At 51.8% G+C, this 23,816-nt stretch carries 20 protein-coding genes and 1 other RNA gene; 5 read left to right on the top strand and 16 right to left on the bottom strand.

Annotation, left to right across the window (positions count from 1 at the left end; genetic code table 11):
* Positions 1–66: 66 nt before the first annotated feature.
* From rnd to pflB, 6 genes are all read right to left on the bottom strand, one after another.
* Complete coding sequence (gene rnd, locus L9P87_RS00105; protein ID WP_237442654.1) at positions 67–1,185, bottom strand: ribonuclease D; 1,119 nt, start codon at positions 1,183–1,185, stop codon at positions 67–69.
* A 33-nt stretch (positions 1,186–1,218) separates the two neighbouring features.
* Positions 1,219–1,821: a recombination mediator RecR gene (gene recR / locus L9P87_RS00100; RefSeq protein WP_237442653.1), complete on the bottom strand. Its 603-nt coding sequence runs from the start codon at positions 1,819–1,821 to the stop codon at positions 1,219–1,221.
* Positions 1,822–1,823: 2 nt separating this feature from the next.
* A complete protein-coding gene (locus L9P87_RS00095; RefSeq protein WP_237442652.1) occupies positions 1,824–2,150 on the bottom strand; it encodes a YbaB/EbfC family nucleoid-associated protein in 327 nt (108 codons plus the stop codon).
* A 38-nt stretch (positions 2,151–2,188) separates the two neighbouring features.
* On the bottom strand, positions 2,189–4,231 hold the full coding sequence (dnaX, locus tag L9P87_RS00090) for a DNA polymerase III subunit gamma/tau (RefSeq protein ID WP_237442651.1): 2,043 nt from the start codon (positions 4,229–4,231) through the stop codon (positions 2,189–2,191).
* A 136-nt stretch (positions 4,232–4,367) separates the two neighbouring features.
* Positions 4,368–5,105 carry a pyruvate formate-lyase-activating protein gene (gene pflA / locus L9P87_RS00085; protein WP_237442650.1) on the bottom strand — a complete coding sequence of 246 codons (738 nt, stop codon included), beginning with the start codon at positions 5,103–5,105 and terminating at the stop codon, positions 4,368–4,370.
* Between the two features lie 71 nt (positions 5,106–5,176).
* The gene (gene pflB, locus L9P87_RS00080) at positions 5,177–7,447 is read right to left on the bottom strand and encodes a formate C-acetyltransferase (protein ID WP_237442649.1); all 2,271 of its coding nucleotides are present in this window, start codon (positions 7,445–7,447) and stop codon (positions 5,177–5,179) included.
* Between the two features lie 429 nt (positions 7,448–7,876).
* Here pflB and focA point away from each other — a divergent pair, with 429 nt between their 5' ends.
* Positions 7,877–8,848, top strand: a complete 972-nt coding sequence (gene focA / locus L9P87_RS00075) for a formate transporter FocA (protein WP_237442648.1) — start codon at positions 7,877–7,879, stop codon at positions 8,846–8,848.
* A 207-nt stretch (positions 8,849–9,055) separates the two neighbouring features.
* Here the strand turns inward: focA and L9P87_RS00070 are convergent, their stop codons facing one another.
* Positions 9,056–9,589: a hypothetical protein gene (locus L9P87_RS00070; protein WP_237442647.1), complete on the bottom strand. Its 534-nt coding sequence runs from the start codon at positions 9,587–9,589 to the stop codon at positions 9,056–9,058.
* 507 nt (positions 9,590–10,096) lie between these two features.
* Positions 10,097–10,193, bottom strand: an RNA gene (ffs, locus tag L9P87_RS00065) — signal recognition particle sRNA small type.
* Between the two features lie 318 nt (positions 10,194–10,511).
* Here ffs and L9P87_RS00060 point away from each other — a divergent pair.
* Positions 10,512–11,384 carry an LLM class flavin-dependent oxidoreductase gene (locus L9P87_RS00060; RefSeq protein ID WP_237442646.1) on the top strand — a complete coding sequence of 291 codons (873 nt, stop codon included), beginning with the start codon at positions 10,512–10,514 and terminating at the stop codon, positions 11,382–11,384.
* 55 nt (positions 11,385–11,439) lie between these two features.
* Here L9P87_RS00060 and L9P87_RS00055 read toward each other — a convergent pair whose 3' ends face one another.
* On the bottom strand, positions 11,440–11,640 hold the full coding sequence (locus tag L9P87_RS00055; protein ID WP_237442645.1) for a DUF2788 domain-containing protein: 201 nt from the start codon (positions 11,638–11,640) through the stop codon (positions 11,440–11,442).
* Between the two features lie 261 nt (positions 11,641–11,901).
* On the opposite strand from L9P87_RS00055, the gene L9P87_RS00050 reads away from it, so the two are divergent.
* Positions 11,902–13,026, top strand: coding sequence for a nitronate monooxygenase (locus L9P87_RS00050; RefSeq protein ID WP_237442644.1), 1,125 nt, complete (start codon positions 11,902–11,904; stop codon positions 13,024–13,026).
* Positions 13,027–13,105: 79 nt separating this feature from the next.
* Here L9P87_RS00050 and L9P87_RS00045 read toward each other — a convergent pair whose 3' ends face one another.
* From L9P87_RS00045 to L9P87_RS00030, 4 genes are all read right to left on the bottom strand, one after another.
* Positions 13,106–13,741 (bottom strand): riboflavin synthase subunit alpha, encoded by a 636-nt coding sequence (locus L9P87_RS00045; protein ID WP_237442643.1) that lies wholly within the window; start codon positions 13,739–13,741, stop codon positions 13,106–13,108.
* 2 nt (positions 13,742–13,743) lie between these two features.
* The gene (locus tag L9P87_RS00040; protein ID WP_237442642.1) at positions 13,744–14,469 is read right to left on the bottom strand and encodes a lysophospholipid acyltransferase family protein; all 726 of its coding nucleotides are present in this window, start codon (positions 14,467–14,469) and stop codon (positions 13,744–13,746) included.
* A gap of 42 nt (positions 14,470–14,511) precedes the next feature.
* On the bottom strand, positions 14,512–15,162 hold the full coding sequence (locus tag L9P87_RS00035) for an MBL fold metallo-hydrolase (RefSeq protein WP_237442641.1): 651 nt from the start codon (positions 15,160–15,162) through the stop codon (positions 14,512–14,514).
* A 94-nt stretch (positions 15,163–15,256) separates the two neighbouring features.
* Positions 15,257–17,059, bottom strand: a complete 1,803-nt coding sequence (locus L9P87_RS00030) for an ABCB family ABC transporter ATP-binding protein/permease (RefSeq protein WP_435531789.1) — start codon at positions 17,057–17,059, stop codon at positions 15,257–15,259.
* Between the two features lie 68 nt (positions 17,060–17,127).
* Here L9P87_RS00030 and L9P87_RS00025 point away from each other — a divergent pair, with 68 nt between their 5' ends.
* Positions 17,128–18,315 carry a patatin-like phospholipase family protein gene (locus L9P87_RS00025; RefSeq protein WP_237442639.1) on the top strand — a complete coding sequence of 396 codons (1,188 nt, stop codon included), beginning with the start codon at positions 17,128–17,130 and terminating at the stop codon, positions 18,313–18,315.
* 5 nt (positions 18,316–18,320) lie between these two features.
* Here L9P87_RS00025 and L9P87_RS00020 read toward each other — a convergent pair whose 3' ends face one another.
* From L9P87_RS00020 to gltX, 3 genes are all read right to left on the bottom strand, one after another.
* On the bottom strand, positions 18,321–18,518 hold the full coding sequence (locus L9P87_RS00020; protein ID WP_237442638.1) for a type II citrate synthase: 198 nt from the start codon (positions 18,516–18,518) through the stop codon (positions 18,321–18,323).
* A gap of 58 nt (positions 18,519–18,576) precedes the next feature.
* A complete protein-coding gene (locus tag L9P87_RS00015) occupies positions 18,577–19,683 on the bottom strand; it encodes an FAD-dependent monooxygenase (RefSeq protein WP_237442637.1) in 1,107 nt (368 codons plus the stop codon).
* A 201-nt stretch (positions 19,684–19,884) separates the two neighbouring features.
* The gene (gene gltX / locus L9P87_RS00010) at positions 19,885–21,366 is read right to left on the bottom strand and encodes a glutamate--tRNA ligase (protein ID WP_237442636.1); all 1,482 of its coding nucleotides are present in this window, start codon (positions 21,364–21,366) and stop codon (positions 19,885–19,887) included.
* Between the two features lie 307 nt (positions 21,367–21,673).
* On the opposite strand from gltX, the gene L9P87_RS00005 reads away from it, so the two are divergent.
* Positions 21,674–23,816, top strand: a 2,143-nt coding sequence (locus L9P87_RS00005; protein WP_237442635.1) for a VCBS domain-containing protein, incomplete at its 3' end; no start/stop codon positions are given.

The following is a 23,816-nucleotide window of genomic DNA, read 5'->3' as shown; positions in this document are numbered from 1 at the left end:
CTATAAAAACGCCGTCAACAGCCAGGCTGATGACGGCGCGTATTCTACGCTTTTTAGCGGCGACTGTTAACCTTTGTGCAGCTCGGCAATCAGTGCCTCGCCGATCATCTCGGCGCGCCAACCCTGAAGGCCCTCGGGCAGTGCGGCAACAGAGGTCGGTTGTTGGCGAACCAACTGTTCGATGTCTTTCTTTTTCAGTAACACCTCTATCGCCAGGCCATTTGCCTCCGCCGCACTGTTGGCCACGGTGCGCAGTTTTTTGCTCGCCGACATGGCATGAGGGCTCAATGGCTTAGGCAGCGCAGCCGGTAAATCGGTATCGTTGATCGCCGCCGCCTGACGCACAATAGCCGCTAATTTATCGCCGTTTTTATTGGCAAACGAGGCTGGAATACCCTGGATATTAGCCAACTCCTTTGCCGATTTTGGCCCGCGCTTGGCAATATCCCACAGCTGCGCATCTTTCAACCAGCGGCTGCGGGGAATATTTATCTGACGCACCCGCTGCTCACGCACCTCACACAGCTGCTGCAATATCGCCAGCTCGCGGCGAGAGAGTTTCCAGGCAGACTTCACCTTGAGGTAATAATTCTCGGCCTGCTGGGCTTGAAAATAGTTGTTCATCATCCGCTCACCCTCGGCGAGAATCCACTCGGTGCGCTGCAGTTTCTCGCTGCGGGCAAAGAGGATTTGGTAGGCCTCGAACAGGTGGCTGACATCCATTGCCGCATAAAGGCACTGGCTGTCGGTCAGCGGCCGTTTAAGCCAGTTCGAACGGGTCTCACCCTTGGGCACATCGACATCGAGTAGGATTTTCATCAGTGCCGAATAACCCAGTGAAAAGCTCTCACCCAGCAGCGCGGCAGCTATTTGACTGTCATACAGCGGTTGCGGTACCACACCCAGCAGCGTTTGAAATACCTCTAAATCTTCGGAGCAGGCGTGAAACACCTTGATCACAGTCTCGGCCTGTAACACATCGGCCAGTGGCTGCAACTCGGTCACCTGCAGCGGGTCGAGTAGATAGGTATTTTTGCCATCACAAATTTGAATTAACGCCGGCTTGGGGTAAAACGTGTCGGTGCGCATAAACTCGGTGTCGATGGCCAAGGCGTCTTGCTGTAACCATTGCTGCGCCAGCGTATCAAGTTGCTCGGCACTGTTAATCCACAGAAAATCTGACATAAATAATTTCTACTATTCCGTTGTGCATATGCATTATGATTCGATGACCTTACGACCCGCCAAGGCATGGGCCAGCGTGCCACCATCAATATATTCGAGCTCACCACCGAGGGGAACTCCGTGGGCAATACGGCTGACAATAACGCCGCGGGATTGTAGCTGCTCGGCAATATAATAAGCCGTGGCCTCACCCTCAACCGTCGGGTTGGTGGCCATAATCACCTCGGTGACCTGCTGTTCCTGCACCAGCGCCATCAGCTTGTCGACACCGATCTGCTCCGGGCCAACACCATCGATGGGCGATAGCCGCCCCATCAACACGAAATAACAGCCATTAAAGCCGCCGGCCTGCTCTATCGCCAGCACATCGGCCGGGGTTTCCACCACACAGAGCAGCTGCCGGTTGCGCTTCACCGACAAACATAACTGACAGGTATCCTGCTCAGTAAAAGTGCGGCATTGACTGCAGCGGCCAACACCGTCCATCGCTGCCGCCAGTACTTCGCTGAGCTGACGGCCGCCGTCGCGGTCACGCTCTAATAATTGCATGGCCATGCGCTGGGCTGATTTAGGCCCGACACCGGGCAGACATCGCAGAGAGGTAATCAGCTGTTCGATCAGAGGGCTAAAACTCATCGTTAAAACGGCATTTTAAAACCGCCGGGAATATCCATCCCACCGGTAATATCCTTCATCACATCCTGGCTCGCCGCCTCGACGCGCCGAACCGCATCGTTCACCGCCGCCGCCAGTAAATCCTCTAGCATTTCTTTGTCCTCAGACATCAGGCTGTCGTCGATGCTGACGCGCTTAACATCGTGACGACCCGTCATCACCACCTCAACCAGGCCGGCACCGGATTGACCGGCATATTCAGCCTCAGCCTGACGACGCTGCGCCTCAGCCATCTTCTCTTGCATCTGCTGGGCCTGTTTCATCAAGCCGCCCATTCCATCTTTAAACATAACGCTACTTCCTTTTTAACTCTGTTAACTCACCGACGTTAAGCGGGGTCGGTCATCACTGGGCGTATGCTTTCTGGCAACACCTCAGCACCAAATTGCTGTCTTAATAAGGCTATATTGGGGTCGTTATCGATTAACTCAACCGCCGCCCTCATCTGCTCGGCAAGATGACGACTACGCTGCTGCGCAGGACTCTCAGCCGTCAGCGCCCCGACGGTAATCTCGACACCGATTGGTGTCTGCAGGTAATCACTCAAGTGACCGGCCAGACGCTGTTTGTGTCCGTCGTTAAACAACGTCGCCTGGCTCTGGTCGAGGATGAAATCGGCCTGCTTGCCATCGAAGCTCTGCAATACACAGTTGGAGGCGATATTCCGTAACACACCGTTGAGCGGCATCTGTAAATACAGCTGCGACCAATGTTCGGCGGTCAGCGGTAATCGGTCTTCCACCGCCACCCGGTCGGCGCCCACTTTCGCCGCCGGCTGCGATACCGGCAACACTTCTGCCGGTGCCGTCTTGGCCAACATGTCGGCCACCGATGAAGCCGGTTTTTCAGCCTCAGCCGGAGTGTTGATTGCCACCGCCGGCTCAGGTTTTTCAATGACCTTTACTGGTTCAGACACCTGATCTACCGAGGCCACCATTTCCTTTAAGGAGTGAGAGGCGGCTTGGCGCATCAGGGTCTCGGCTTGAGCAACCACCCCCTGCGCCTCTTCAACAACCGGTGTCTCAACAACCGCGACTGGCTCGGCGAGTGCCGCTGGACTGGCCACCGTTTCCTCGATGGCTGTCGCAGCACTGACCACAGGCTTCGCGGCCTCAGGCTGAGTTTCCCACGGCGGTGTATCACTGGGCTTTGATGCGACCGGCGTGGGTTCAATCTTTTTTACTGCAGCTGTCTCCTGCGGCGGGGCAGCCTGCTCGATAATGGGTTCTGCGGCGGGGGCCTCTGCCGCTGTCTGCGCCAAGGTTTGCTGTGGCAGTTCGGCGACACCGACCGGCTTAAAGGCCAGCATCCGCAGTAATAACATTTCAAAACCGGAACGGGCATCGGGCGCCATCGGCATGTCGCGACGACCGGCCAGGCCCATTTGATAGAATAATTGCACATCCTCAGCCGTCATCTGCGAGGCCAGCTCGATGATGCGCTGTCGATCACCGTGGCTGTTGTCGAGCGCCGCAGGAACAGATTGAGCGATAGCCAGACGGTGCAAGACACTGAGCATCTCCTCCAACGCCGAGCCAAAGTCGGCGGCATGCTCGGCCATCAAGGCGACTTCCGCCAGCAATTGTGCGCCGTTCTGCGCCGCCAATGCCAACAGCAAGCGATACACCGCATGTTGATCGATGGTGCCTAACATCATCGTCACATCATCGGCACGCACCTGGCCGGAGCCATAGGCAATGGCCTGATCGGTGAGACTGAGAGCATCACGCATACTGCCTTCGGCGGCGCGGCTTAGCGACCACAGCGCCTGCTCATCAAACTCGATCTGCTCTTCACCGAGCACATAATCGAGGTGTTTGACGATACGCTCGGGCGACATATTCTTGAGGTTAAACTGCAGGCAGCGGGACAATACGGTCGCCGGCAGCTTCTGCGGATCGGTGGTTGCCAGCAGAAACTTCACGTGTGGCGGCGGCTCTTCCAGGGTTTTTAACAGCGCGTTGAAACTGCTGTTCGATAGCATGTGCACCTCATCGATCAGGTACACCTTATAACGCCCCGCCGTCGGCGCATATTGGACGTTATCGAGTAACTCGCGGGTGTCTTCGACCTTGGTGCGCGAGGCCGCATCGACCTCAATCAAGTCGATAAAACGCCCCTCGGCAATCTGCTGGCAGGGGGAGCACTCACCACAGGGGGTTGAGGTCACACCTTTGTCGCAGTTTAAGCACTTGGCTAAGATCCGCGCAATAGTGGTTTTACCGACACCACGGGTGCCGGTAAACAAGTAGGCATGGTGTAATCGATTGCGGTCTAAGGCATTGATGAGCGCCTTGAGCACATGCTCTTGACCGGCCATTTCGCTAAAGCTTTTTGGTCGCCACTTACGGGCGAGTACCTGATAGCTCATTGAGTCTCTGACATCCTGGGTAGATGATTGAAAATAACAGTCTATTCTACACAGTCACTACCAAAACAGAAGCGCTAAACAGCGATATCAAAGGCAATAATAGCGGCTCTAACCAACACCGTTGCAGCGCTGGCAATCAGGCCAGTACTTTGAAGCCTCGGTCGGTCGCCATCTGGCTCAGCAGCGCCATCTCACTTTGCAGCGGCGGCTCGGTGGCAATCAACTCATAGGGCTCGTTCATCACCTGCCATTTGTGCACACCCAACTGGTGATAAGGCAGTAATTCAATCAATTCCAAACAGTGCCGTTGGGCTTCGATAATATCCAGCAGAGTCTCGAAATCATCGGGGGCGGTAGTCCAACCGGGCACCACCACGTGACGCAGCCAGTGACGCTGATTACGCTCAGCCAATAACTGCGCAAAGTCCAGTACCGGCGCATTGGAAACCTTGGTCAATTTCAGATGTTTTTCCGGGTCGGCCTGCTTCATATCGAACAGCACCAAATCCGTCGCATCCAACAGGCGGTTCAACAGTTTTGGCTCAACCACCTTCATAAACCCATTGGTATCGAGACAGGTATCGATACCCTCTTTACGACAGGCCTCAAACAGTTCGGCGACAAAGGCCGCCTGCAACAGCGGCTCACCACCGGAAACCGTCAAGCCGCCGGTTTTGATAAAAGGTTTGACCGAGCGCAGCTTGCTCATGATGTGTTCAACGCTATATTCAATTCCGCCCTTGGCACTCCAGGTATCGGGGTTGTGACAGTACAGACAGCGCATTTCGCAGTGTTGCATAAACACCACAAAACGTAAGCCCGGCCCGTCGACAGTACCAAAGGAATCGATCGAATGAATACGCCCAACAGTCATCAACAACCTCCTTGAAAACTCAGCCAATTAACCACAAAACAGCCCCCGCAGGCGAGGGCTGCCGTACACCTCTACATCTTAGAAGTAAAGGTCCGCGAGATCACTTCCAACTGCTGCTCACGGGTGAGTGAGTTGAAGCGAATAGCATAACCCGACACGCGAATCGTCAGCGACGGATACTCTTCGGGGTGATCCATTGCATGCACCAGGGTATCACGGTCGAGTACGTTGACGTTGATGTGCTGACCGCCCTCGCGCTCTGCGGTGTGATGGAAATACCCGTCCAGCAAGCCCACGAGGTTGTCGATGCGCCCCTGCTCGGTCTTACCCAGCGACTCGGGAATCATGCTGAACGTATAGCTAATACCATCTTTGGCCGAACTGTAAGGCAGTTTTGATTCGGAGCTCAACGAGCTGATCGCACCCTCAACATCACGGCCATGCATGGGATTGGCACCCGGTGCAAAGGGCTCGCCAGCACGACGGCCATCGGGGGTGTTACCGGTCTTCTTACCGTAAACAACGTTCGAGGTAATGGTCAAGATCGACTGCGTTGGCTCGGCATTGTTGTAAATATGGTTGCTGCGAATCTTGGCCATAAAGCGCTCGACCAACTCACAGGCAATGTCATCGACACGGGCATCATCGTTACCAAACTTAGGGAAATCGCCCTCTACCTGGTAATCGACGGCCAGGCCGTTGTCATCACGAATCGCCTTGACCTTGGCAAACTTCATCGCCGACAGTGAATCCGCGGCAATCGACAAACCGGCAATGCCGCAGGCCATGGTGCGGTGAATATCGCGATCGTGCAATGCCATCTGCACGGCTTCATAGGCGTATTTATCGTGGCTGAAGTGAATACAGTTGAGGGCGTTAACGTAAGTCTTCGCCAGCCAATCCATCATGCTGTCGAGGCGTTGATCGACCTCGGCATAGTCGAGGTACTCACTGGTCACAGCATCCGCCTTGGGTGCTACCTGCTTGCCGCTCATCTCATCGACACCGCCATTGATGGCATACAGCATGGTCTTGGCCAGGTTGGCGCGGGCACCAAAATACTGCATTTGCTTACCAATAATCATTGGCGAGACACAACAGGCGATGGCGTAATCGTCGCTGCCAAAGTCCTCACGCATTAAGTCATCGTTCTCATACTGAATAGAGCTGGAATCGATAGAGACCTTGGCGCAGAACTTCTTGAAACCCTCAGGCAGGCCTTCGGCCCACAGCACCGTAATATTTGGTTCGGGCGATGGCCCCATATTGTAGAGGCTGTGCAGGAAGCGGAATGAGTTCTTAGTCACCAGCGTACGGCCATCCAAGCTCATACCGGCGACAGACTCTGTTGCCCAAATAGGGTCGCCAGAGAACAACTCGTCGTATTCAGGGGTGCGCAAAAAACGCACCATACGCAGCTTCATAATGAAATGATCGACCATTTCCTGCGCCTGCTGCTCACTGATAACACCCGCCAGCAAATCACGCTCAATAAAGATGTCGAGGAAGCTAGAAACACGTCCCAACGACATCGCCGCGCCGTTTTGCGACTTGATCGCCGCCAGGTAACCCATATAGGTCCACTGTATCGCCTCTTGGGCACTGTTGGCAGGGCGAGCAATATCACAGCCGTAAGTCGACGCCATTTCTACCAGCTCGACCAGCGAACGCATCTGCTCGTTGAGCTGTTCGCGGGTCTTCATCAGCTCCTGTGTCAGTGAGGCGGTATCGCTGTCGGCCAACTCGCGACGTTTCTCTTCGATCAGCAGATCAACACCATAAAGGGCAATGCGACGGTAATCGCCGATAATACGGCCACGGCCATAGGCATCGGGCAGACCGGTCAGCACACCGGATGAGCGACAGGCACGAATCTCCGGGGTATACATGTCAAACACACCCTGGTTGTGGGTCTTGCGGAACTTGCTGTAAACCTCAGACACCACTGGATCAATAGTACGACCGTAAGCGGCAGCCGAGCTCTCGACCATGCGCACACCGCCATTGGGCATCATGCCGCGCTTGAGTGGCGCCTCGGTTTGCAGGCCGACAATTTTCTCCAGCTCAGCATCGATATAACCGGCGGCATGGGAGGTAATTGTTGAGACTTTTTCGGTATCAAAATCGACTGGCGCGTGGGTTTCGTTCTCCTGGCGAATACCCTGTTGAACCGTCTGCCAAAGTGCATTGGTCGCATGGGTTGCCGGCGCTAAGAATTGGTCGTTACCCAGATAAGGCGTGTAATTTTGCTGGATAAAGTCACGAACGTTGACCGCCCCACACCAATCACCTGCATTAAAACCGGCCCACTCGCTTTTCAGTATTTTTATTGCTGCATTCATCACGACGCCTCAAAAACTACGATTATGTATTCTGCCACTGCCGTACCCGTTGATCTCTTCGAAGAAAGGCCGTAACACGATTAAGTTGTGAGCTGATTCTCCGCCTAAGCCCACGGTCACGCCTTGATGTACATCAATAACCATATTGTTTTGAAACCGATTTAACTCAACAACTGTTGAGCAAATTAACGGGTGCTTAAACAACCGTAATCATTAACCACCGGGCACTAGGTTTTACTACCTATAAATTATCGATAAAAACAATAAAGCATTATAAAACAGTAAGATAAGTAAATGTTATCAATATATACATAAGAATCAGTAAATTGCTCTGCAGCACCGATACGATTGATGCAGATCAAGCTTGAGACGATAATAAATCATTATACTACGCCATCAAATCACGCCGAAAATTACAGGATTCAACAATTGAACGCCGACCTTAAACGTGAGCACTCTTCACCTCAAGCCGCCAATACAATGGCCGCCACTCCGTGCAATATTGAGCCCCTGACCCCCGTTGCCATCGCCCGCAAAGCCGAGCAATACGCCATTTTAAAAACCGGGCGATCAGTTGGCTGTGCCTTTTCTTTGGCCATCAGTGCTGGTGCCTTTATTGCCCTGGCCTTTATCTTTTACGTGTCGGTGACCACCGGCAATGGCGACATGGGATGGGGAATACAGCGACTGATCGGCGGCCTCTGCTTTAGCATGGGCATTATGCTGGTCATCGTGCTCGGCGGCGAGCTATTCACCAGCACCGTACTGAGTGCCGTGCCTCGGGCCAGCGGGATGATCAGTACTGCACAGATGCTGAAAAACTGGACGATTGTCTACGCTGGCAACCTGGTCGGCGCACTGGCCATGGTGGCCTTGATGATGCTGGCCAAGCAGTACATGCTGGCCAACAGCCAGTGGGGCGTGACGGCATTAAACATTGCCAGCCACAAGCTTGAACACAGCTTTAGCCAGGCCGTGGTACTGGGCATTCTGTGTAATATTCTGGTCTGCCTCGCTATCTGGATGGCCTATGCCGCCCGAACCATGATGGAGAAGGCCTTTATCGTTATGCTACCCGTCGCCATGTTTGTTGCCGCCGGCTTTGAGCACTGCGTTGCCAACATGTTTATGATTCCCCTGGGCATTGCCATCCAGCATTTTGCCCCGGCCGAGTTCTGGCAGGCCGCCGGCGTCAGCGCCGACCACTACGCCCACCTCAACATCCCCAACTTTATCAGCCTCAACCTGATCCCTGTCACGATTGGCAACATCATCGGTGGCGCCGGCATTGTCGGCCTTGGTTACTGGCGCCTGGCCATCCCCGAAGGCACTGCCTCGCCAGCACCTACACCGACCACTGCCAGCCAACCACCCCTTAAACCACAGCACAGCACTCGCTAAAGCTAAACCAGCGAGTACGACAGCAAAAGGCCGCCGACAATTAATCGTCGGCGGCCTTTTTATTGCACCACAAAACACATCAGCTAACGGGTGTGTTCACAACAGCAGCAGAATCACAGGGCAGCCACAGAGACAAATCAAGTGCGGCCGCCTCGTTAACAGCAATCATAAATCAAAGACCTGACCCTAGTTTTTGTTTTAGTACCTTTAGTTACTCTTAGTTTGCTTCTCAACCCAGACCTTGAAAATACAAGTGTCGAAGTTACTCCCCTTTGTAGATGGCTCAAAGTAATCAAACCTCACTAGCATACCGGGCTTAAGGAATACCTCTTGATCTTCATCATTTACATAATATAGGCCATCAAAAGTCCTTATACATCTATAGTCACTTCTCGGCCTAATCGCGCCAACCACTTCACCATCAATAATCAAACGGCCCTGATTGGGGCCAGTATGGCCGTTAAAAACGCCTTGTTTAGTCTCAAAACGACCACTATCCACAATTTCTTCTAACGATTTCGCCATAGAATTCAGGTTGCTTTCATGCAGCCAATAAAATAAAAATGGGACGATTGCTAATAGAAATAACTTTAACCAGTTCATCCTCCTATGCCAATTATCTTTGTCCACAGCGATACACAGGGCAAATATAGTACTCAGCGTCAGTTGCGTTATTATAACGCCATCTGACCTTATGATTGGATAAGTGGGTATGGTTGGCGAAAAAATCAATTCAAACATCTATTCATCACCAAAAATCTTAAAAGGGATATTCATCAAACCATACGCAACTTTATTAATATTTGAGTATTTCAGATTGATGCCATCAAATCTATTTGACAATTCCAACCCCTCCAGACAAATGGGGTCAGGTCTTCGATTTATGATACACACGCTGGCGTTATTTAAGCCCATAGCGGGCGACAGGTGTTTTCTGGTCATTTAATGGTCTGCTGTTTTTATTCTTTATTGGCTTGAACGGCGTATATTCCAGCGGAATATGACGCCTCAAAAGAGATCGACAATCATAAATCAAATAAATCAAAGACCTGACCCTAGTTTATCTTCTTGGGCCGCAGCACAGCAACCGCTAAACCAGCGGGTAAGGCTGAAAATTAGCTCACGTGTGAACCGACAACGGAGAAGGACGCACAGCAATATATTGGCGCAATATAATAGACGCTACAAATGAAGATGATGAGACGGTCGAACAAAAATGAGGGTAACGCTGAGGGGGAGTTTGGGTGGCGGCATCAGCCACATCCCGGCACATGAGTCGATAACTACCGTTGCTCCCTTCCAGGCCTGGCGGAGTTTGCTATCTATCATTGCGGGAGGACCGATGCCACCATAACAATCACTTCAAGCTATTGGCTCAAAGCGACGGCGATTATGCTGAAATCGTGGGCTTATTGCAAGCGATTAAGTGAAAAAAGATGTTCTTTACGCTATAAATAACCGTTAGATCATGTGCCGAAAAAGTGCAATGGGTAGCAACAGAGTTATTAATAACAAGTTACCAATTCCTAACACAGTCCTGCTTGTGTCAAGCTGCAAAATAGAGTGAAATTAATGTCAACAGATGTGGCCAAACTTTAACGTAACCCCATCGATAAAGATAACAAGCCTCTCTATAGCCACGATTCAATTCAGAGTGATTATTATGCGTTTCGCTTACAACCCTTGTATGCCAAGCCCCGAGCTGTATGCCCCCCTTGCCGTTACCGCCGAAGAACACAACTTCTCCGCCATCACCCTGCCCGACAGCATCTGCTACCCAAAAGTCGCCGACACAAAATACCCCTACAATGCCGACGGCTCACGCAACTTCCTCGAAGACCTGGCCTTTATGGACCCGTTCACCGCCATTGCCACCATGGCCGCGGTAACGTCAAAAATTGAGTTCACCACCAGCGTGTTGAAAATGCCGATTCGCAACCCGGTATTACTGGCCAAGCAAATCAGCTCTCTGGCGGTCATTACCAACGAGCGCATCGCCCTCGGTATGGGTCTTAGCCCATGGGAAGAAGATTTCCAGATCTGTGGCGAGCGCTGGGAAAAGCGCGGCAAGCGAATGAACCAGATGTTCGAGATTGTCCGCGGCCTGATGACCGGCGACTATTTTGGTTACGACAGTGAGTTCTATCAAATTCCCGAGTGCAAGATCTGCCCGGTGCCGAGCAAGCAGGTGCCCTTATTATTAGGCGGCCACGGTGACGTAGCGCTGAAACGTGCCGCTCGTATTGGCGACGGCTGGATTCATGCCGGTGGCGACATCGACAGCCTAACACCGCTGATTACCAAGATTAATCAGCACCGCAAGGATTACGGCACCGATGACAAAGACTTCCAGATTCATGCGATTACCGCCGACGCCTTCAGCGTCGACGGCGTTAAAAAGCTCGAAGACTTGGGTGTTACCGAGTGTATTGTTGGCTTTAGAAACGCCTATGCGGGCAAGCCGGATACGGCAACCCTGGAACAGAAACAGGCAGAGTTAAAATGGTTTGCCGACGAGATTATCGCCAAGGTCTAACCGCTAAACCACACGCCCGTGCAGCCCTGCTGCACGGGTGAGCCCTGCTCGATGGCTACATATCGAGGGTATGTATCAACACCTCTTTAATAATAAAGCCCAACACCCCCAGACCCAATGCACCAAAAATAATAAAACCGCCAAATTTTCCCGCGTTCGAATCTTTCATTAATTTGTACATAATGAAAAACATGTACAAGATTAAGCCGCCGACCAGGATGGTTACCGAATAATTGGCAAACGCTTCTTCGCTCATGGTTACCTCTATAATTACCGCCGAAAGTACAAGGCTGCAGTATATCGCAACTGCTCTTCGCTTGCTAAGTGGCCCCAGAGAGCTCGACCAGCTCAACAGTGATCAATTCTGTCACTAAGTTAAACATTTTTTGCCATTGTTGAACCCCGACAATCATTGAATACTGAGTCTATCGATTGAGCGTTCCGTCCTGTTAACGACAGGCCGCTCTGTTAAAGCACAATAACAGCAACAAGATAGACAACCGTAATAGGGATTCATATGCGTACAGAACTCTGCAAAAAACTCGATTTAGAGAGCCCAATCTTTGCCTTTACCCACTGCCGCGATGTTGTTGTCGCCGTCAGTAAAGCCGGCGGCATTGGTGTCCTCGGTGCGGTAGGGTTTTCACCGGATAAGCTGCGCGAAGAACTGGACTGGATCGACGCCCATATTGGCGACAAGCCCTACGGTGTCGACGTGGTAATCCCACAGAAATATGAGGGCATGGGCGAGATGGATCCGGCCAAGCTGGAAGAGATGATTGCCGCCATGGTCCCCCAGGAACATCATGACTTTGCCGCCAAACTAATGTCTGAACACGGCGTGCCCGAATGGCCCGATGCCGACGACAAAATGGGCATGCTGGGCTGGAGCGAAGCCGCTGCCAGCCAGTTGATTGACGTTGCTCTCGAGCGCCCTAATTGTCGCTTAATCGCCAATGCGCTCGGCACCCCGCCGGCTGATATTATCAAGCGTATTCAGGATTCAGGCCGCTTAGTTGGCGCCCTTTGTGGCCGCGTCAAGCAGGCGGTGCAGCACAAGGAAGCTGGCCTCGATTTCATCATTGCCCAGGGCGGCGAAGGCGGCGGACACAGCGGTGACGTGGGCTCTATCGTGTTATGGCCGCAGATCATCGAAGCGGTTGGCGATGTGCCGGTACTCGCCGCCGGCGGTATCGGTAACGGCAAGCAAATGGCCGCGGCCATGTGTCTCGGCGCCGCCGGTGTTTGGACCGGTTCACTGTGGTTAGCGGTTGAAGAAGCCGAGGCTGAGCCGGCACAAAAGCAGTCTTACTTCGACGCCACCAGTGAAGATACTATTCGCTCGCGCTCATGGACCGGCAAGCCCTGCCGCATGCTGAAAAACGACTGGACAGAGGCCTGGGCCACCGAGGGTAACCCCGAGCCACTGGGCATGCCGCTACAGGGTATGGTCACCGGCGATGCGATTCGTCGTACCCACCACTACGCTGGCAAGGGCGACTGTCAAAAGGTTGCCTTTAACCCGGTTGGCCAGGTTGTTGGCCAAATTAACAATGTCGAATCGACCCGCGGTGTCATCGAGCGCCTACTCAACGAGTATGCCGACAGCATCGAACGCGTTAACGGCTTGTTCGAAGAATAAGACTGTTTAACGCCCATAAAAAAGCCCTGCGACAGTGATGTCGCAGGGCTTTTTTTGTGCCGCTGAATGAATAGAGCAGCTACTTTACAGCGGCGAATAACTCCGGGTTTTCGATCAACATGGCACGCACGGTGTCGACAATGACCTGGGTTTGTCGATCGACCTCAACATTCACCCGGCTGCCCACCGGCTTATCACCATGGGTGGTCTCACGCAGAGTTTCGGGGATTAGGCAAACCGTCAGATGACACTGCGCTCTATCCACTCGCGCCACCGTCAGGCTGCAACCATTGAGACCAATAAAGCCCTTGTGAAAAATATAAGGCATGAGTGCGCTGTCGGCACGGTAGGTGATCTCGTAGTTATACTCACTCTCCTCGATAGCCACCACCTCGACGGTGCCATCGACATGACCAGAAACGTTGTGACCACCAATCTCAGCACCCTGCTTGGCCGAGCGCTCGATATTCACCCAGCTACCCGCCTGCAATTCACCCAGCGTGGTTAGACGCAGCGTTTCCGCCATCACATCAAAGCTAACCTGCTGCTGATCTATTTCCGTGACGGTTAAACAGACGCCATCCATGCCGACGCTGGCGCCGATAACCAAGTCCACCAACAGGTGCTCTGGCAGGTCAATTTTCAATCGGTTCAGCCCGTCTAAACGCTCTACGGATGTGAGGGCAAAACGCCCCTGAACAATACCTGTATACATCTTTATCGACTCCCTAGTCTTTCACTGTCGATCACGTCTCTGGCGCGATCTTTTAACTCAACGAGCGACATTGTCGCCACATCTTCCACACTGATCGGTGGGTGAACATGCATTGTTGCCCGACCAAAGGCCGGGATATAACCGCCAATAGGAAGAATCGACTGTGTGCCATTAATCGTCACCGGCAACACCGGCAGCTCAAGGTTCTTGGCCATCACAAACGCACCTTTCTTAAACGGCAAAAGCTCACCTGAATGCGACCGCGTCCCCTCTGGAAAAAACAACACAGAGACACCGGGCTGCAGGGTTTTCTTGAGGTTTTTAAGCTGTTTAACCGCCGCCTCAGAGTTACTGCGGTCGAGAAAGATATGCCCCATCGCCGAGCAGGCCCAACCAATGATTGGCACGTGGCGCAACTCTTTCTTCATCACCCATTTTAAATCTAAATCGAGCCAGCCGTAGAGGGCGAGAATGTCATATTGCGAGGTATGATTGACCACCACAACATAGCTTTGGCTGCCGTCAAAATTGTCGCTGCCACTTAAATCTAACTTCGCCGGCAACAGGTAAAAACCTAATCTCGCCCAGGGGCTGGCAATATAGCGGCTGGCCAGACGCTGACTGAACAGGCACAGCAGCAGACAACCCGGCAACATCAGCAGCGACAGCGCGATATAGAGTGGAATAAAAACAAGTGCACTAAAGCACTGATGCAGCCAACGCAGCATGCCTAACCCCTTGTATCGAAATAATAAGTACTGCGAATCAGCTTAACCATAGTTCTTATCACTGACAAACGGGTTGGTCTTGCGCTCATGGCCAAAGGTCGAATTAGGGCCATGACCGGGAATAAAACTCACCTCATCGCCCAACGGCCACAGCTTTTGTTGAATCGAGGCAATCAGCTGATCGTGATTACCTCTGGGGAAATCAGTGCGACCAATAGAGCCTTGAAACAACACATCGCCAACCATTGCCAGCTTGCTCTCGCGGTGGTGGAAGACAACATGGCCTGGGGTGTGGCCGGGGCAAAATAACACCTCGAGGCTCTGCTCACCAAACTGCACTGTCTCACCATCCTCCAGCCAACGATCGGGAGTAAAGGCTTGAACGGCGGGAAAGCCCATCGCCTCACAGCTGTCAGGCAACTGTTGAATCCAAAATTCATCCTCTTTGTGTGGCCCCTCTATCGGCACACCAAAATCTTGCCGCAACTGGTCGGCACCGGAGCAGTGATCGAGGTGACCGTGGGTGAGGAATATTTTCTCCAGCTCAACATTGAGCTGTTTCAAGGCGTCTTTGAGGCGGTCGACATCACCACCGGGGTCAACCAAGGCCGCCTTACCGGTTTTTTCACAGACTAAAATAGAACAATTTTGCTGAAAGGCCGTTACCGGCACAATTGCGACTTTTAAACCCATAAAACACCTGACTGACCACACAAAAATTGAACGTTCGATTTAGCCGGCTAATGTAACATAACTCGACAGATAAGTTATACGCTGCCGAGGCAGTTTAATCTGATTGTTGGCTCTGTTGCTGCAGATTCCACATGGCAAAATAATGCTGTTTTAAGGCCAATAATTGTTGGTGACTGCCCTGCTCAACCACTCTGCCCTCATGCAGCACGACGATATTATCGGCATCGACTATCGTCGATAAACGGTGGGCAATCACCAAGCTGGTATGGTCTTTTGCCACCGACGCCAGCGCCGCCAAAATTGACTGTTCCGAGCGGCTATCCAGTGCCGATGTGGCCTCATCAAAAATCATTATCTGGGGCTTTTTTAACAGCATTCGAGCAATCGAAACCCGTTGTTTTTCACCGCCAGAAAGTTTCAGCCCCCGCTCGCCTACCATGGTCTCCAGACCGTCGGGCAGCTTGGCGATAAACTGCGTTAAATCGGCATGTGCTATCGCCTCGGCAAGCTCCTCATCACTGCAAGTCGGGTCACCATAACGCAGATTAGCCCCCAAGGTTTCGTTAAACAGTACAGTATCCTGCGGCACCACACCAAGCTGCTGGCGCCAATCATCAACATCGAGTTGATTGATGTTTTCATCACCGAATCGCACCGCCCCACTGTCGACATCGTAAAAACGAAATAACAACCGACCCAGCGTCGACTTGCCCGAACCACTGCTGCCCACCAGCGCCACCTTACTGCCCTTGGGAATATCGAAGCTGACATTATTCAACACCTTGCGCCTGCCATCATAGCTAAAGCTGACCCGGTCGAAGCGCAACGCATCAAAGTCATCGGCCACCGCCAAAGGCTGCGGACAGATGGTTAGTTTCGAGCGGTGACCTAACAGCTTAAACATCGATTCCACATCGATCAGACAACGACGCACTTCACGATAGATAAAGCCCAAAATATTCAGCGGCATAAACACCTGCAATAAGAAGGCATTGACCATGGCTAAATCACCCAGTGTCATGGCACCACTGGCGACTCTCGCCGCCGCCAAGTACATCACCGCCGTCACCGATACGGCGATAATCAGCGCCTGACCACTGTTTAATGCCGCCAAACCTAAGTGATTGGTCACCTTGGCATCTTCACGACGACGCAAATCCTGCTGGTAGCGCTCCGCCTCATAGGCCTCGTTATTAAAATATTTAACCGTTTCAAAATTGAGCAGGCTGTCGATGGCCCGCGTATTTGCCTTGCTGTCCTCGGTATTGGCACGGCGTACAAACCGGCTCCGCTTATTGGTCATCCAGACAGAAAATACGACGTAGGATACCACTCCGGCAACCACTACCACGGCAAACACCGGGTCGGTGGTCACCGCCAAAATCCAGGCCACCATAATCAACTCAATTACAATGGGCGCCACACTGAACACTATCGAACGCAACAGAAAACTAATGCCGCTGGTACCGCGCTCCATATCGCGGCTGAGCGCCCCTGTTTTACGCTCCAGGTGAAAACTCAGGTCGAGGCGATGCAGATGATTGAATAACTTAATCGATATTTCACTGAGAGTACGCTCGGCCACTCGACCAAAGACGGCATCGCGTAATTCACCAAACAGCACCGCTGAAAAACGCAGGGCGCCATAGCCAATCACCAGCGCCAGCGGTATGGCCATCGGGGTTAACATCGACACCGCCTCTGGCGGCAGCTGACTCTGATCGAGCGCATCGACAATATATTTCAACGACACCGGGATCAGCACATTGGACGCCTTGGCACAGACTAATAACAACAAGGCAAACAACACTCGACCGCGATAGCTCCACAAATAAGGGAATAAGCCACGAATAACCCGCCAATCGGCCTTGGCGTTGTCATCGGTTTGAGAGGCCATATGGCGCATAAAAACTCCTGCAAGTAAATGTTGCCCCTGGCAGGAGCTAACATTCAAGCTGTACTAGAATGAGATTAACATTTGATAATACAAAGAATAACATGCTTAACCAGACCACAGGCGATAATAAAAAAACAGCGCTAATCCTATCGGGTGGTGGCGCACGCGCCGCCTATCAAGTTGGCGTACTGAAGGCAACAGCGGAACTTTTTCCCAGCCGCAGCCACAACCCATTCTCGATTATCACCGGCACCTCAGCTGGCGCCATCAATGCCGTCGCCCTGGCCGCCAGCGCCAACAATTTTCGCCTGGCGGTGAAAAAGGTCGAGCGGATTTGGCATCATTTAGAGGTCAATAAAATTTATAAGGTTGGCCATTGGCAGCTATTATCCAGTGCCTCTAAGCTGATATTTTCCTTTGCCAATCAGGGCAAGGGATTACGAAAGCCAGTCGCACTGTTAGACACCACACCGCTGCGTCAACTGCTGACCCAGAGCATCCAATTTAAGAATATTGATCGACGCATTAACGATGGCTATCTCGATGCCGTCAGTGTCACTGCCTGTGGCTACACCTCCGGTGAATCCGTGTGTTTTTTCCAGGCAAAAGCGGGAACAGAGAATTGGTGTCACCTGCGCCGGCGTGGCATCCATGACCAACTAGGCGTCAATCACCTGCTCGCCTCATCGGCGATACCGGCACTGCTACCAGCGCAAATTATTAAGCGAGAATATTTTGGTGATGGCGCCTTGAGGCAGCTTGCCCCGATCAGTGCGGCACTGAATTTAGGTGCTCAACGGGTAATGATTATTGGAGTGGGCGCCAAACATGGCGATGATGAAGCCACGCAGTCGTACAACACACCGTCGATTGCCCAGATGATAGGCCATGTATTTAACAGCGCATTTATCGATGCTCTCGATAACGACATCGAACACCTGATCGCCATCAACGATATGATTGCCACGATGGAAAACGAAACTCCCCATTTAGTTACGCAGCAGAAAAAGAAAATTGGATTATTGATGATTAACCCGAGTATCGACATTGATGACCTGGCCATGGAACACTTTGACAGCCTGCCAAAATCGATGAAGTTAGCACTCAAGTTAATTGGTGCGACGAAGCAAGGCGGCGGCGCCAGCATTGCCAGTTATTTGCTATTTCAAAAGGAATTTTGCCGTGATCTTATTGAACACGGCTATCGAGATGCGATGAATCAAAAGCTAGATATCATCGATTTTTTTAACAGTTAAGCCAGTTACTCTCCAACACCGACGAACTCATAGCGAGGATAAGAGGAATCAAGGGTTTGCTGGTGACCACAGATAACACAGATATGGTCGATACCTTGTCGCTCAACGGCCTGGCTTGGATCTTCCATCATCATGCCGTGATTACATTTATCACAAATGTAGTTCACCTCCAGCGGCGTCACAGGGCGCTTAGTCTCGGGCATAGCTACTTACTCCAAATATACATTGAAAACTGAACCGTCAAATCGACCTGTTCAGCGCTTAAACATCATGCTGTAAAATTTTGCGCCAAGCAACCACATTAGCCGGCCCGTGCTTTCGCAGAATATAATTTCTGACCATGCGTACCAGCGGATTATTGCCCTTGGACGCCAGATTAATGACTTTATTCGACTCATTAATCACCCAGCCCAGACGCGCCAACCTGGCCGCCTTAAACTGCGCCAATGCCTGTTCTATCGAATCTTGTTGCAACGCCGCAGACAACGCCAACACATCCTCAACCGTCAGGCCAACTCCCTGCTGCAGACTGGGCGGGCAACCATGCAGGGCATCACCAATAGCGACGATACGGCCGCTGTAAACTTCTCGACTAAGCACCGACTCTAAACGCCCGGTAATAATGCCTTCGGCTTGATCAATCACTCGGCGTACATCGGGACAATAGTGAGCAAATAGCTGCTGCAACAGGGGCTGAGCATCGGCGTTGGTATAATGTTGATGCTTGTCGGCCGCCTGCGCATAACAATACACCTGGCCATTAGGCAATGGATATAACATAAAGGCATCGGTGCGACCAATATAGTACTGAGGCTGCAGCTGCGGCAAGGGCGTATCGACAATGAAACGCCAACAGCCTACCCCTAAGTCCATCGTGCCACGTTTGGCGAATTGACGATCACGAGTCGAACTGTGTATACCATCGGCTGCAATGACTAAGTCATAACGATCACTGTCACCGTTATTCAAGGTGATGGAGATATTGCTGCTGTGGTTGATTGTCTTGACCGGGTAACAGTCAAAGCAAATATCATCGAGTATATCTCGGCCAATAATCTCCACTAAATCTCGGCGAGGCAGCGCCACAAAGGGCTGGCAATTTAAGGGCGGTTCCAGCAGTGATGCCGTGGTGATAACCTCGCCACCGGGCTTGAGATAACTGACACGTTCAACCACCTGCGCAGCTTGCACTACCGTATCTTTCAGGCCAAGCGCTTGCAAACCTTCTATTGCGTTAGCGGGCAAACAGATGCCTGCGCCCTCGTCGCTGAGCCTTGCCGCCTGATCGATAATCTTATAACCAATACCTGCCCGTTTCAGCGCTGTCGCCATCAACAACCCAGCAATACCCGCGCCGACTATTAACACCTTATAATTTGCTATAACCCACCCCTGTTAAATTTCTTATTCTTATAACTTTTAACATACAGCAAGGAAAAACCCCGCTCAATAACCGCTGATTACATTCTGGTAAACCAATCCCAATAGATAACGGTATAATAACGCATTAAAAAAATTGTCAGCATAAAAAACGCCGGATGTCCGGCGCCTTTAACGATCGCTGCAGCGTTAGCCTAATTGCACATAGGCTTTATCCAGCTTCTTCAATTTTTTCTTACCGAAACCGCCCAAGGTGTCATTAATAGCATGACGCAATCTTGCCCGGCTGACATCGGGACCCAGCAACACCATCGAATCCATGACCGAAATAGACTCGGTGGTACCGGCAACAGCCACAAACAACGGTGCCAAGAAGTCCTTCAACTTAACATCCATCTGCTCTGACAAGGACTTCAGTGTGCTGAAAATATTATCTCGGTCCCAGCTACGAAGCGCCTCTAATCGCCACAATGCAAACTGTAACACCTCCATCTGAGCCTCCAATGCAAGCTTGTTGGCTTCAAAATCTGCGCTCTTTAATGGCAACATACCACTGAGCAAGTAACTGCCCAGGGGCGCCAGGTCACTGAAGGTTTCCATTCTTGGTTTGGCAAAGGGCAAAAACTGCAGCAGCTTTTCACGATTGAACGCCCACTCTACTAACTTTTCAGCCAGCGCCTCATCATCCAAATCGCGGATCCACTGACCGTTCAACCAATTGAGTTTTTCGGTATCGAAGATGGGGCCACCGAGGGAGACTCGAGTAATATCAAATGCAGCCTGCATTTCAGCCAGAGTGAATTGCTCCCGTTCATCGGGCATCGACCAACCCATCCGCCCCAGATAGTTCAGCAACGCCTCAGGCAAATAACCCATTTCTTTATAGTAAAGAATGCCGGTTGGGTTTTTGCGCTTCGACAGCTTCGATTTATCGGTGTTACGCAACAGTGGCAGGTGGCAAAGCACCGGTGCCTGCCAGCCAAAATACTTATATAGCAACAGGTGCTTGGGTGCTGAGTTAATCCACTCTTCCCCCCGAATAACATGGGTAATTTCCATCAGATGATCATCGACAACATTGGCCAAATGGTAGGTTGGCATGCCATCTGCTTTTAACAGAATTTGCATATCCACCTGCGCCCATTCAATCTCAATCTTGCCGCGCAACATATCCTCAACCTCGCAAATACCTTCGCGGGGAATATCCATGCGCACAACATTGGATTCGCCTGCGGCGATTTTACTCGCCACCTCAGCCTGACTCAGCTGTTTACAGTGCCCATCATAGCCAATCTGCTTTTTATCCTCGGCCTGTTTCGTGCGCAACTCGTCCAACCGCTCGGCACTACAAAAGCAGTGAAAAGCATGCCCTTTTTCAACCAACTGCTCAGCGTATTGGCCGTAAATGCCCTTGCGTTCACTCTGACGATAAGGCCCCTTATCACCACCGCAGTCAGGGCCTTCAGCCCAATCCAAGCCCAGCCATTTCAATGAATCGAGAATCGCTTTCTCAGACTCAGGTGTTGAACGGGTTTGATCGGTGTCTTCGATCCGCAAAATAAATTCGCCGCCATGCGCCTTGGCAAAGCACTGATTAAACAAGGCGATATAGGCAGTACCTACATGGGGTTCGCCGGTAGGAGATGGGGCAATGCGCGTTCGAACAGTCATAAATAGTCTCTAATTAAATCGGTCAGCCAGCTGATAACAACCTTGGTGAAGAGGCGAATTATAAAGGGAACGGGGTAAATAGCCACACTCTTCTCCAGCGCCGCCCTACGTGGTTGATCTTTTTATTAAAGAGCTAAATATCTGACACAGCGTCAAAAAATGTTAAAACGGCCTGAGTTGACCTAAATCAATGTGATGGAGATCACATTTTATATTAAACTAACCTTTATACGCGCCTGTAAATAAACCAATTAATTAACTATTGCGTATACACTAAACTAAGCAGCGTAATCAAAAGGTTGTGAGCATGGATAAGCCAACAGAAAACAATGGTTTGAACTTCGACACGGACAGCGAGGTCGGTGTAAACCGTATTGCTCAAGCTACCCCAACTCAACCGAGTTCTCCTCTTGGCGATGACATCTCCCTGCCTACCGGCGAACAACTGCTGCCAGCATCAACCACTGATACACCCAACGACGAACAAACAGTGAGCGACGATGAGCTAATCACCGATGATGCGCCCATTCTCGAGGAGGATATCGAGGACGAAGACGAAGGCAATGAACCAGACCTGGTCAATAAACGCAGTAACTTCCAAGATCGTTTTCTCGATAGTGAAATGGATTACCGCGACGCCTACGCCGGCTTCGATACCATCGGTTTAAATGATGGCCGAGAAGATCCAGATCAGCGCAACCTAACGCCGCCAAAAGAAAAAGTGGACCCCGACAGCGGCATCACCACAGAAGACGGCGTGCTACAAACGGCAGGCAATATCAGCACCGCACAGGCGGTTTTGTGGTCAATTGCAAATAATGGCGCGGGCACCTTCGGGCAGCTGAACATTGATAACAATGGTAATTGGCAATTTGATCTGGCCAACAATCAGCTCAACGTACAGCAGCTGGCCCCCGGCGAAACACTGACTGAAGATTTTGCCATTCAATTCACCGATGGCTTTGGTCGCGACATCGAAACGACGATTACTATCACCGTTGAGGGCACCAACGATATCCCCCGTCTAGTCGGTGACAGCAGCGGTAATATCGTAGTCGACAGCATTGACAGCACCGGTGGCACCCTGTCGATTATCGACATCGATGCCAACGATAATCATCAATACAGCACCACGGCTCAGCCCTCAGAATTTGGTCAGTTTAGCGTCAATCAAAACGGTGAATGGCAATACAATCTCAACAAGGACATTCCCGAGAAGCAGCTCTCTCAGGGACAGGTGATTACCGAGCAGTATCCGGTGACGATTACCGACAGCTATGGCGGCACCTCGACTGAAATTATCACTATTACCATTACCGGCACCAATGACGCGCCAGTTATTGAAGCCAGCAGCGACATCACCGGTTCGGTGACAGAAGATACTGCCGTTGACAGTGGTAATCAACTGACCAGCACAGGCACCATGGTGTCATCAGACCTCGACCAGCTAACCGGCGGAAAGGCCGACCATCGCTGGTCGGTTGTCGATGGCAACGACGATAATATCGGCAGCCTCACCATCGACCCACTGACCGGCCAATGGAGCTACTCGATCGACAATAGCACCGATAAATTACAACAACTCGGTGTGGGTGAAACATTTCAGGAAAGTTTTGTCGTACAGGTCGATGATGGCTTAAACAATGGCAAGGCGACTGAAACCATCACTCTGACCATCGTCGGCACCAACGATGTACCGGTGATTGAAGACAGCAGCGACACCCTGCGCAATGTTACCGAAGACGACGATGCCCTCCTCCTCACCACCGGCGGTCAAATGGTCGCCAGTGACATCGATGCCGATGACAGCCTGGGTGGCGAAGACGACCACCGCTGGAGTGTCGCCGCCACGCCGGGCAATCTCGGTAGCTTTGGCATCGATGCGATCAGTGGCGCTTGGACCTATGAGATCGACAACACGCTCACCGAGGTGCAGCAATTAGGTCTCGGCGATACCTTTACTGAATCTTTTACCGTCACCGTCAATGACGGCCAAGGCGGCATTGTCGATCAGATCATCACCGTCACCATTACCGGCACCAATGACACTCCCGTCATCGAAGCCACCAGCGATATCCTTGGCGATGTCACCGAAGACGACGATGCCCTCCTCCTCACCACCGGCGGTCAAATGGTCGCCAGCGATATCGATGCCGACAGTGGTCCCGGTGGCGAAGATGACCACCGCTGGAGTGTGGCTGCCACACCGAGCAATCTCGGTAGCCTCGCCATCGATGCGATCAGTGGCGCTTGGACCTATGAGATCGACAACACGCTCACCGAGGTGCAGCAATTAGGTCTCGGCGATACCTTTACTGAATCTTTTACCGTCACCGTCAATGACGGCCAAGGCGGCATTGTCGATCAGATCATCACCGTCACCATTACCGGCACCAATGACACTCCCGTCATCGAAGCCACCAGCGATATCCTCGGCGATGTCACCGAAG

The sequence above is a fragment of the Sinobacterium norvegicum genome (assembly GCF_923077115.1).
GTDB lineage: Bacteria > Pseudomonadota > Gammaproteobacteria > Pseudomonadales > Sinobacteriaceae > Sinobacterium > Sinobacterium norvegicum.
This window is presented reverse-complemented; position numbering and strand designations above follow the sequence as displayed.

Bases quoted from the DNA above. Each gene is read 5' to 3' on its own strand.
- gltX (WP_237442636.1), bottom strand. From the start codon at position 21,366: ATGACTGTTCGAACGCGCATTGCCCCATCTCCTACCGGCGAACCCCAT.
- pflA (WP_237442650.1), bottom strand. From the start codon at position 5,105: ATGACTGTTGGGCGTATTCATTCGATCGATTCCTTTGGTACTGTCGAC.
- L9P87_RS00095 (WP_237442652.1), bottom strand. From the start codon at position 2,150: ATGTTTAAAGATGGAATGGGCGGCTTGATGAAACAGGCCCAGCAGATG.
- L9P87_RS00060 (WP_237442646.1), top strand. From the start codon at position 10,512: ATGCGTTTCGCTTACAACCCTTGTATGCCAAGCCCCGAGCTGTATGCC.
- L9P87_RS00055 (WP_237442645.1), bottom strand. From the start codon at position 11,640: ATGAGCGAAGAAGCGTTTGCCAATTATTCGGTAACCATCCTGGTCGGC.
- L9P87_RS00035 (WP_237442641.1), bottom strand. From the start codon at position 15,162: ATGGGTTTAAAAGTCGCAATTGTGCCGGTAACGGCCTTTCAGCAAAAT.
- L9P87_RS00040 (WP_237442642.1), bottom strand. From the start codon at position 14,469: ATGCTGCGTTGGCTGCATCAGTGCTTTAGTGCACTTGTTTTTATTCCA.
- L9P87_RS00045 (WP_237442643.1), bottom strand. From the start codon at position 13,741: ATGTATACAGGTATTGTTCAGGGGCGTTTTGCCCTCACATCCGTAGAG.
- rnd (WP_237442654.1), bottom strand. From the start codon at position 1,185: ATGTCAGATTTTCTGTGGATTAACAGTGCCGAGCAACTTGATACGCTG.
- L9P87_RS00070 (WP_237442647.1), bottom strand. From the start codon at position 9,589: ATGTTTGAATTGATTTTTTCGCCAACCATACCCACTTATCCAATCATA.
- dnaX (WP_237442651.1), bottom strand. From the start codon at position 4,231: ATGAGCTATCAGGTACTCGCCCGTAAGTGGCGACCAAAAAGCTTTAGC.
- L9P87_RS00030 (WP_435531789.1), bottom strand. From the start codon at position 17,059: ATGGCCTCTCAAACCGATGACAACGCCAAGGCCGATTGGCGGGTTATT.
- pflB (WP_237442649.1), bottom strand. From the start codon at position 7,447: ATGAATGCAGCAATAAAAATACTGAAAAGCGAGTGGGCCGGTTTTAAT.
- L9P87_RS00020 (WP_237442638.1), bottom strand. From the start codon at position 18,518: ATGCCCGAGACTAAGCGCCCTGTGACGCCGCTGGAGGTGAACTACATT.
- L9P87_RS00050 (WP_237442644.1), top strand. From the start codon at position 11,902: ATGCGTACAGAACTCTGCAAAAAACTCGATTTAGAGAGCCCAATCTTT.
- L9P87_RS00025 (WP_237442639.1), top strand. From the start codon at position 17,128: ATGAGATTAACATTTGATAATACAAAGAATAACATGCTTAACCAGACC.
- recR (WP_237442653.1), bottom strand. From the start codon at position 1,821: ATGAGTTTTAGCCCTCTGATCGAACAGCTGATTACCTCTCTGCGATGT.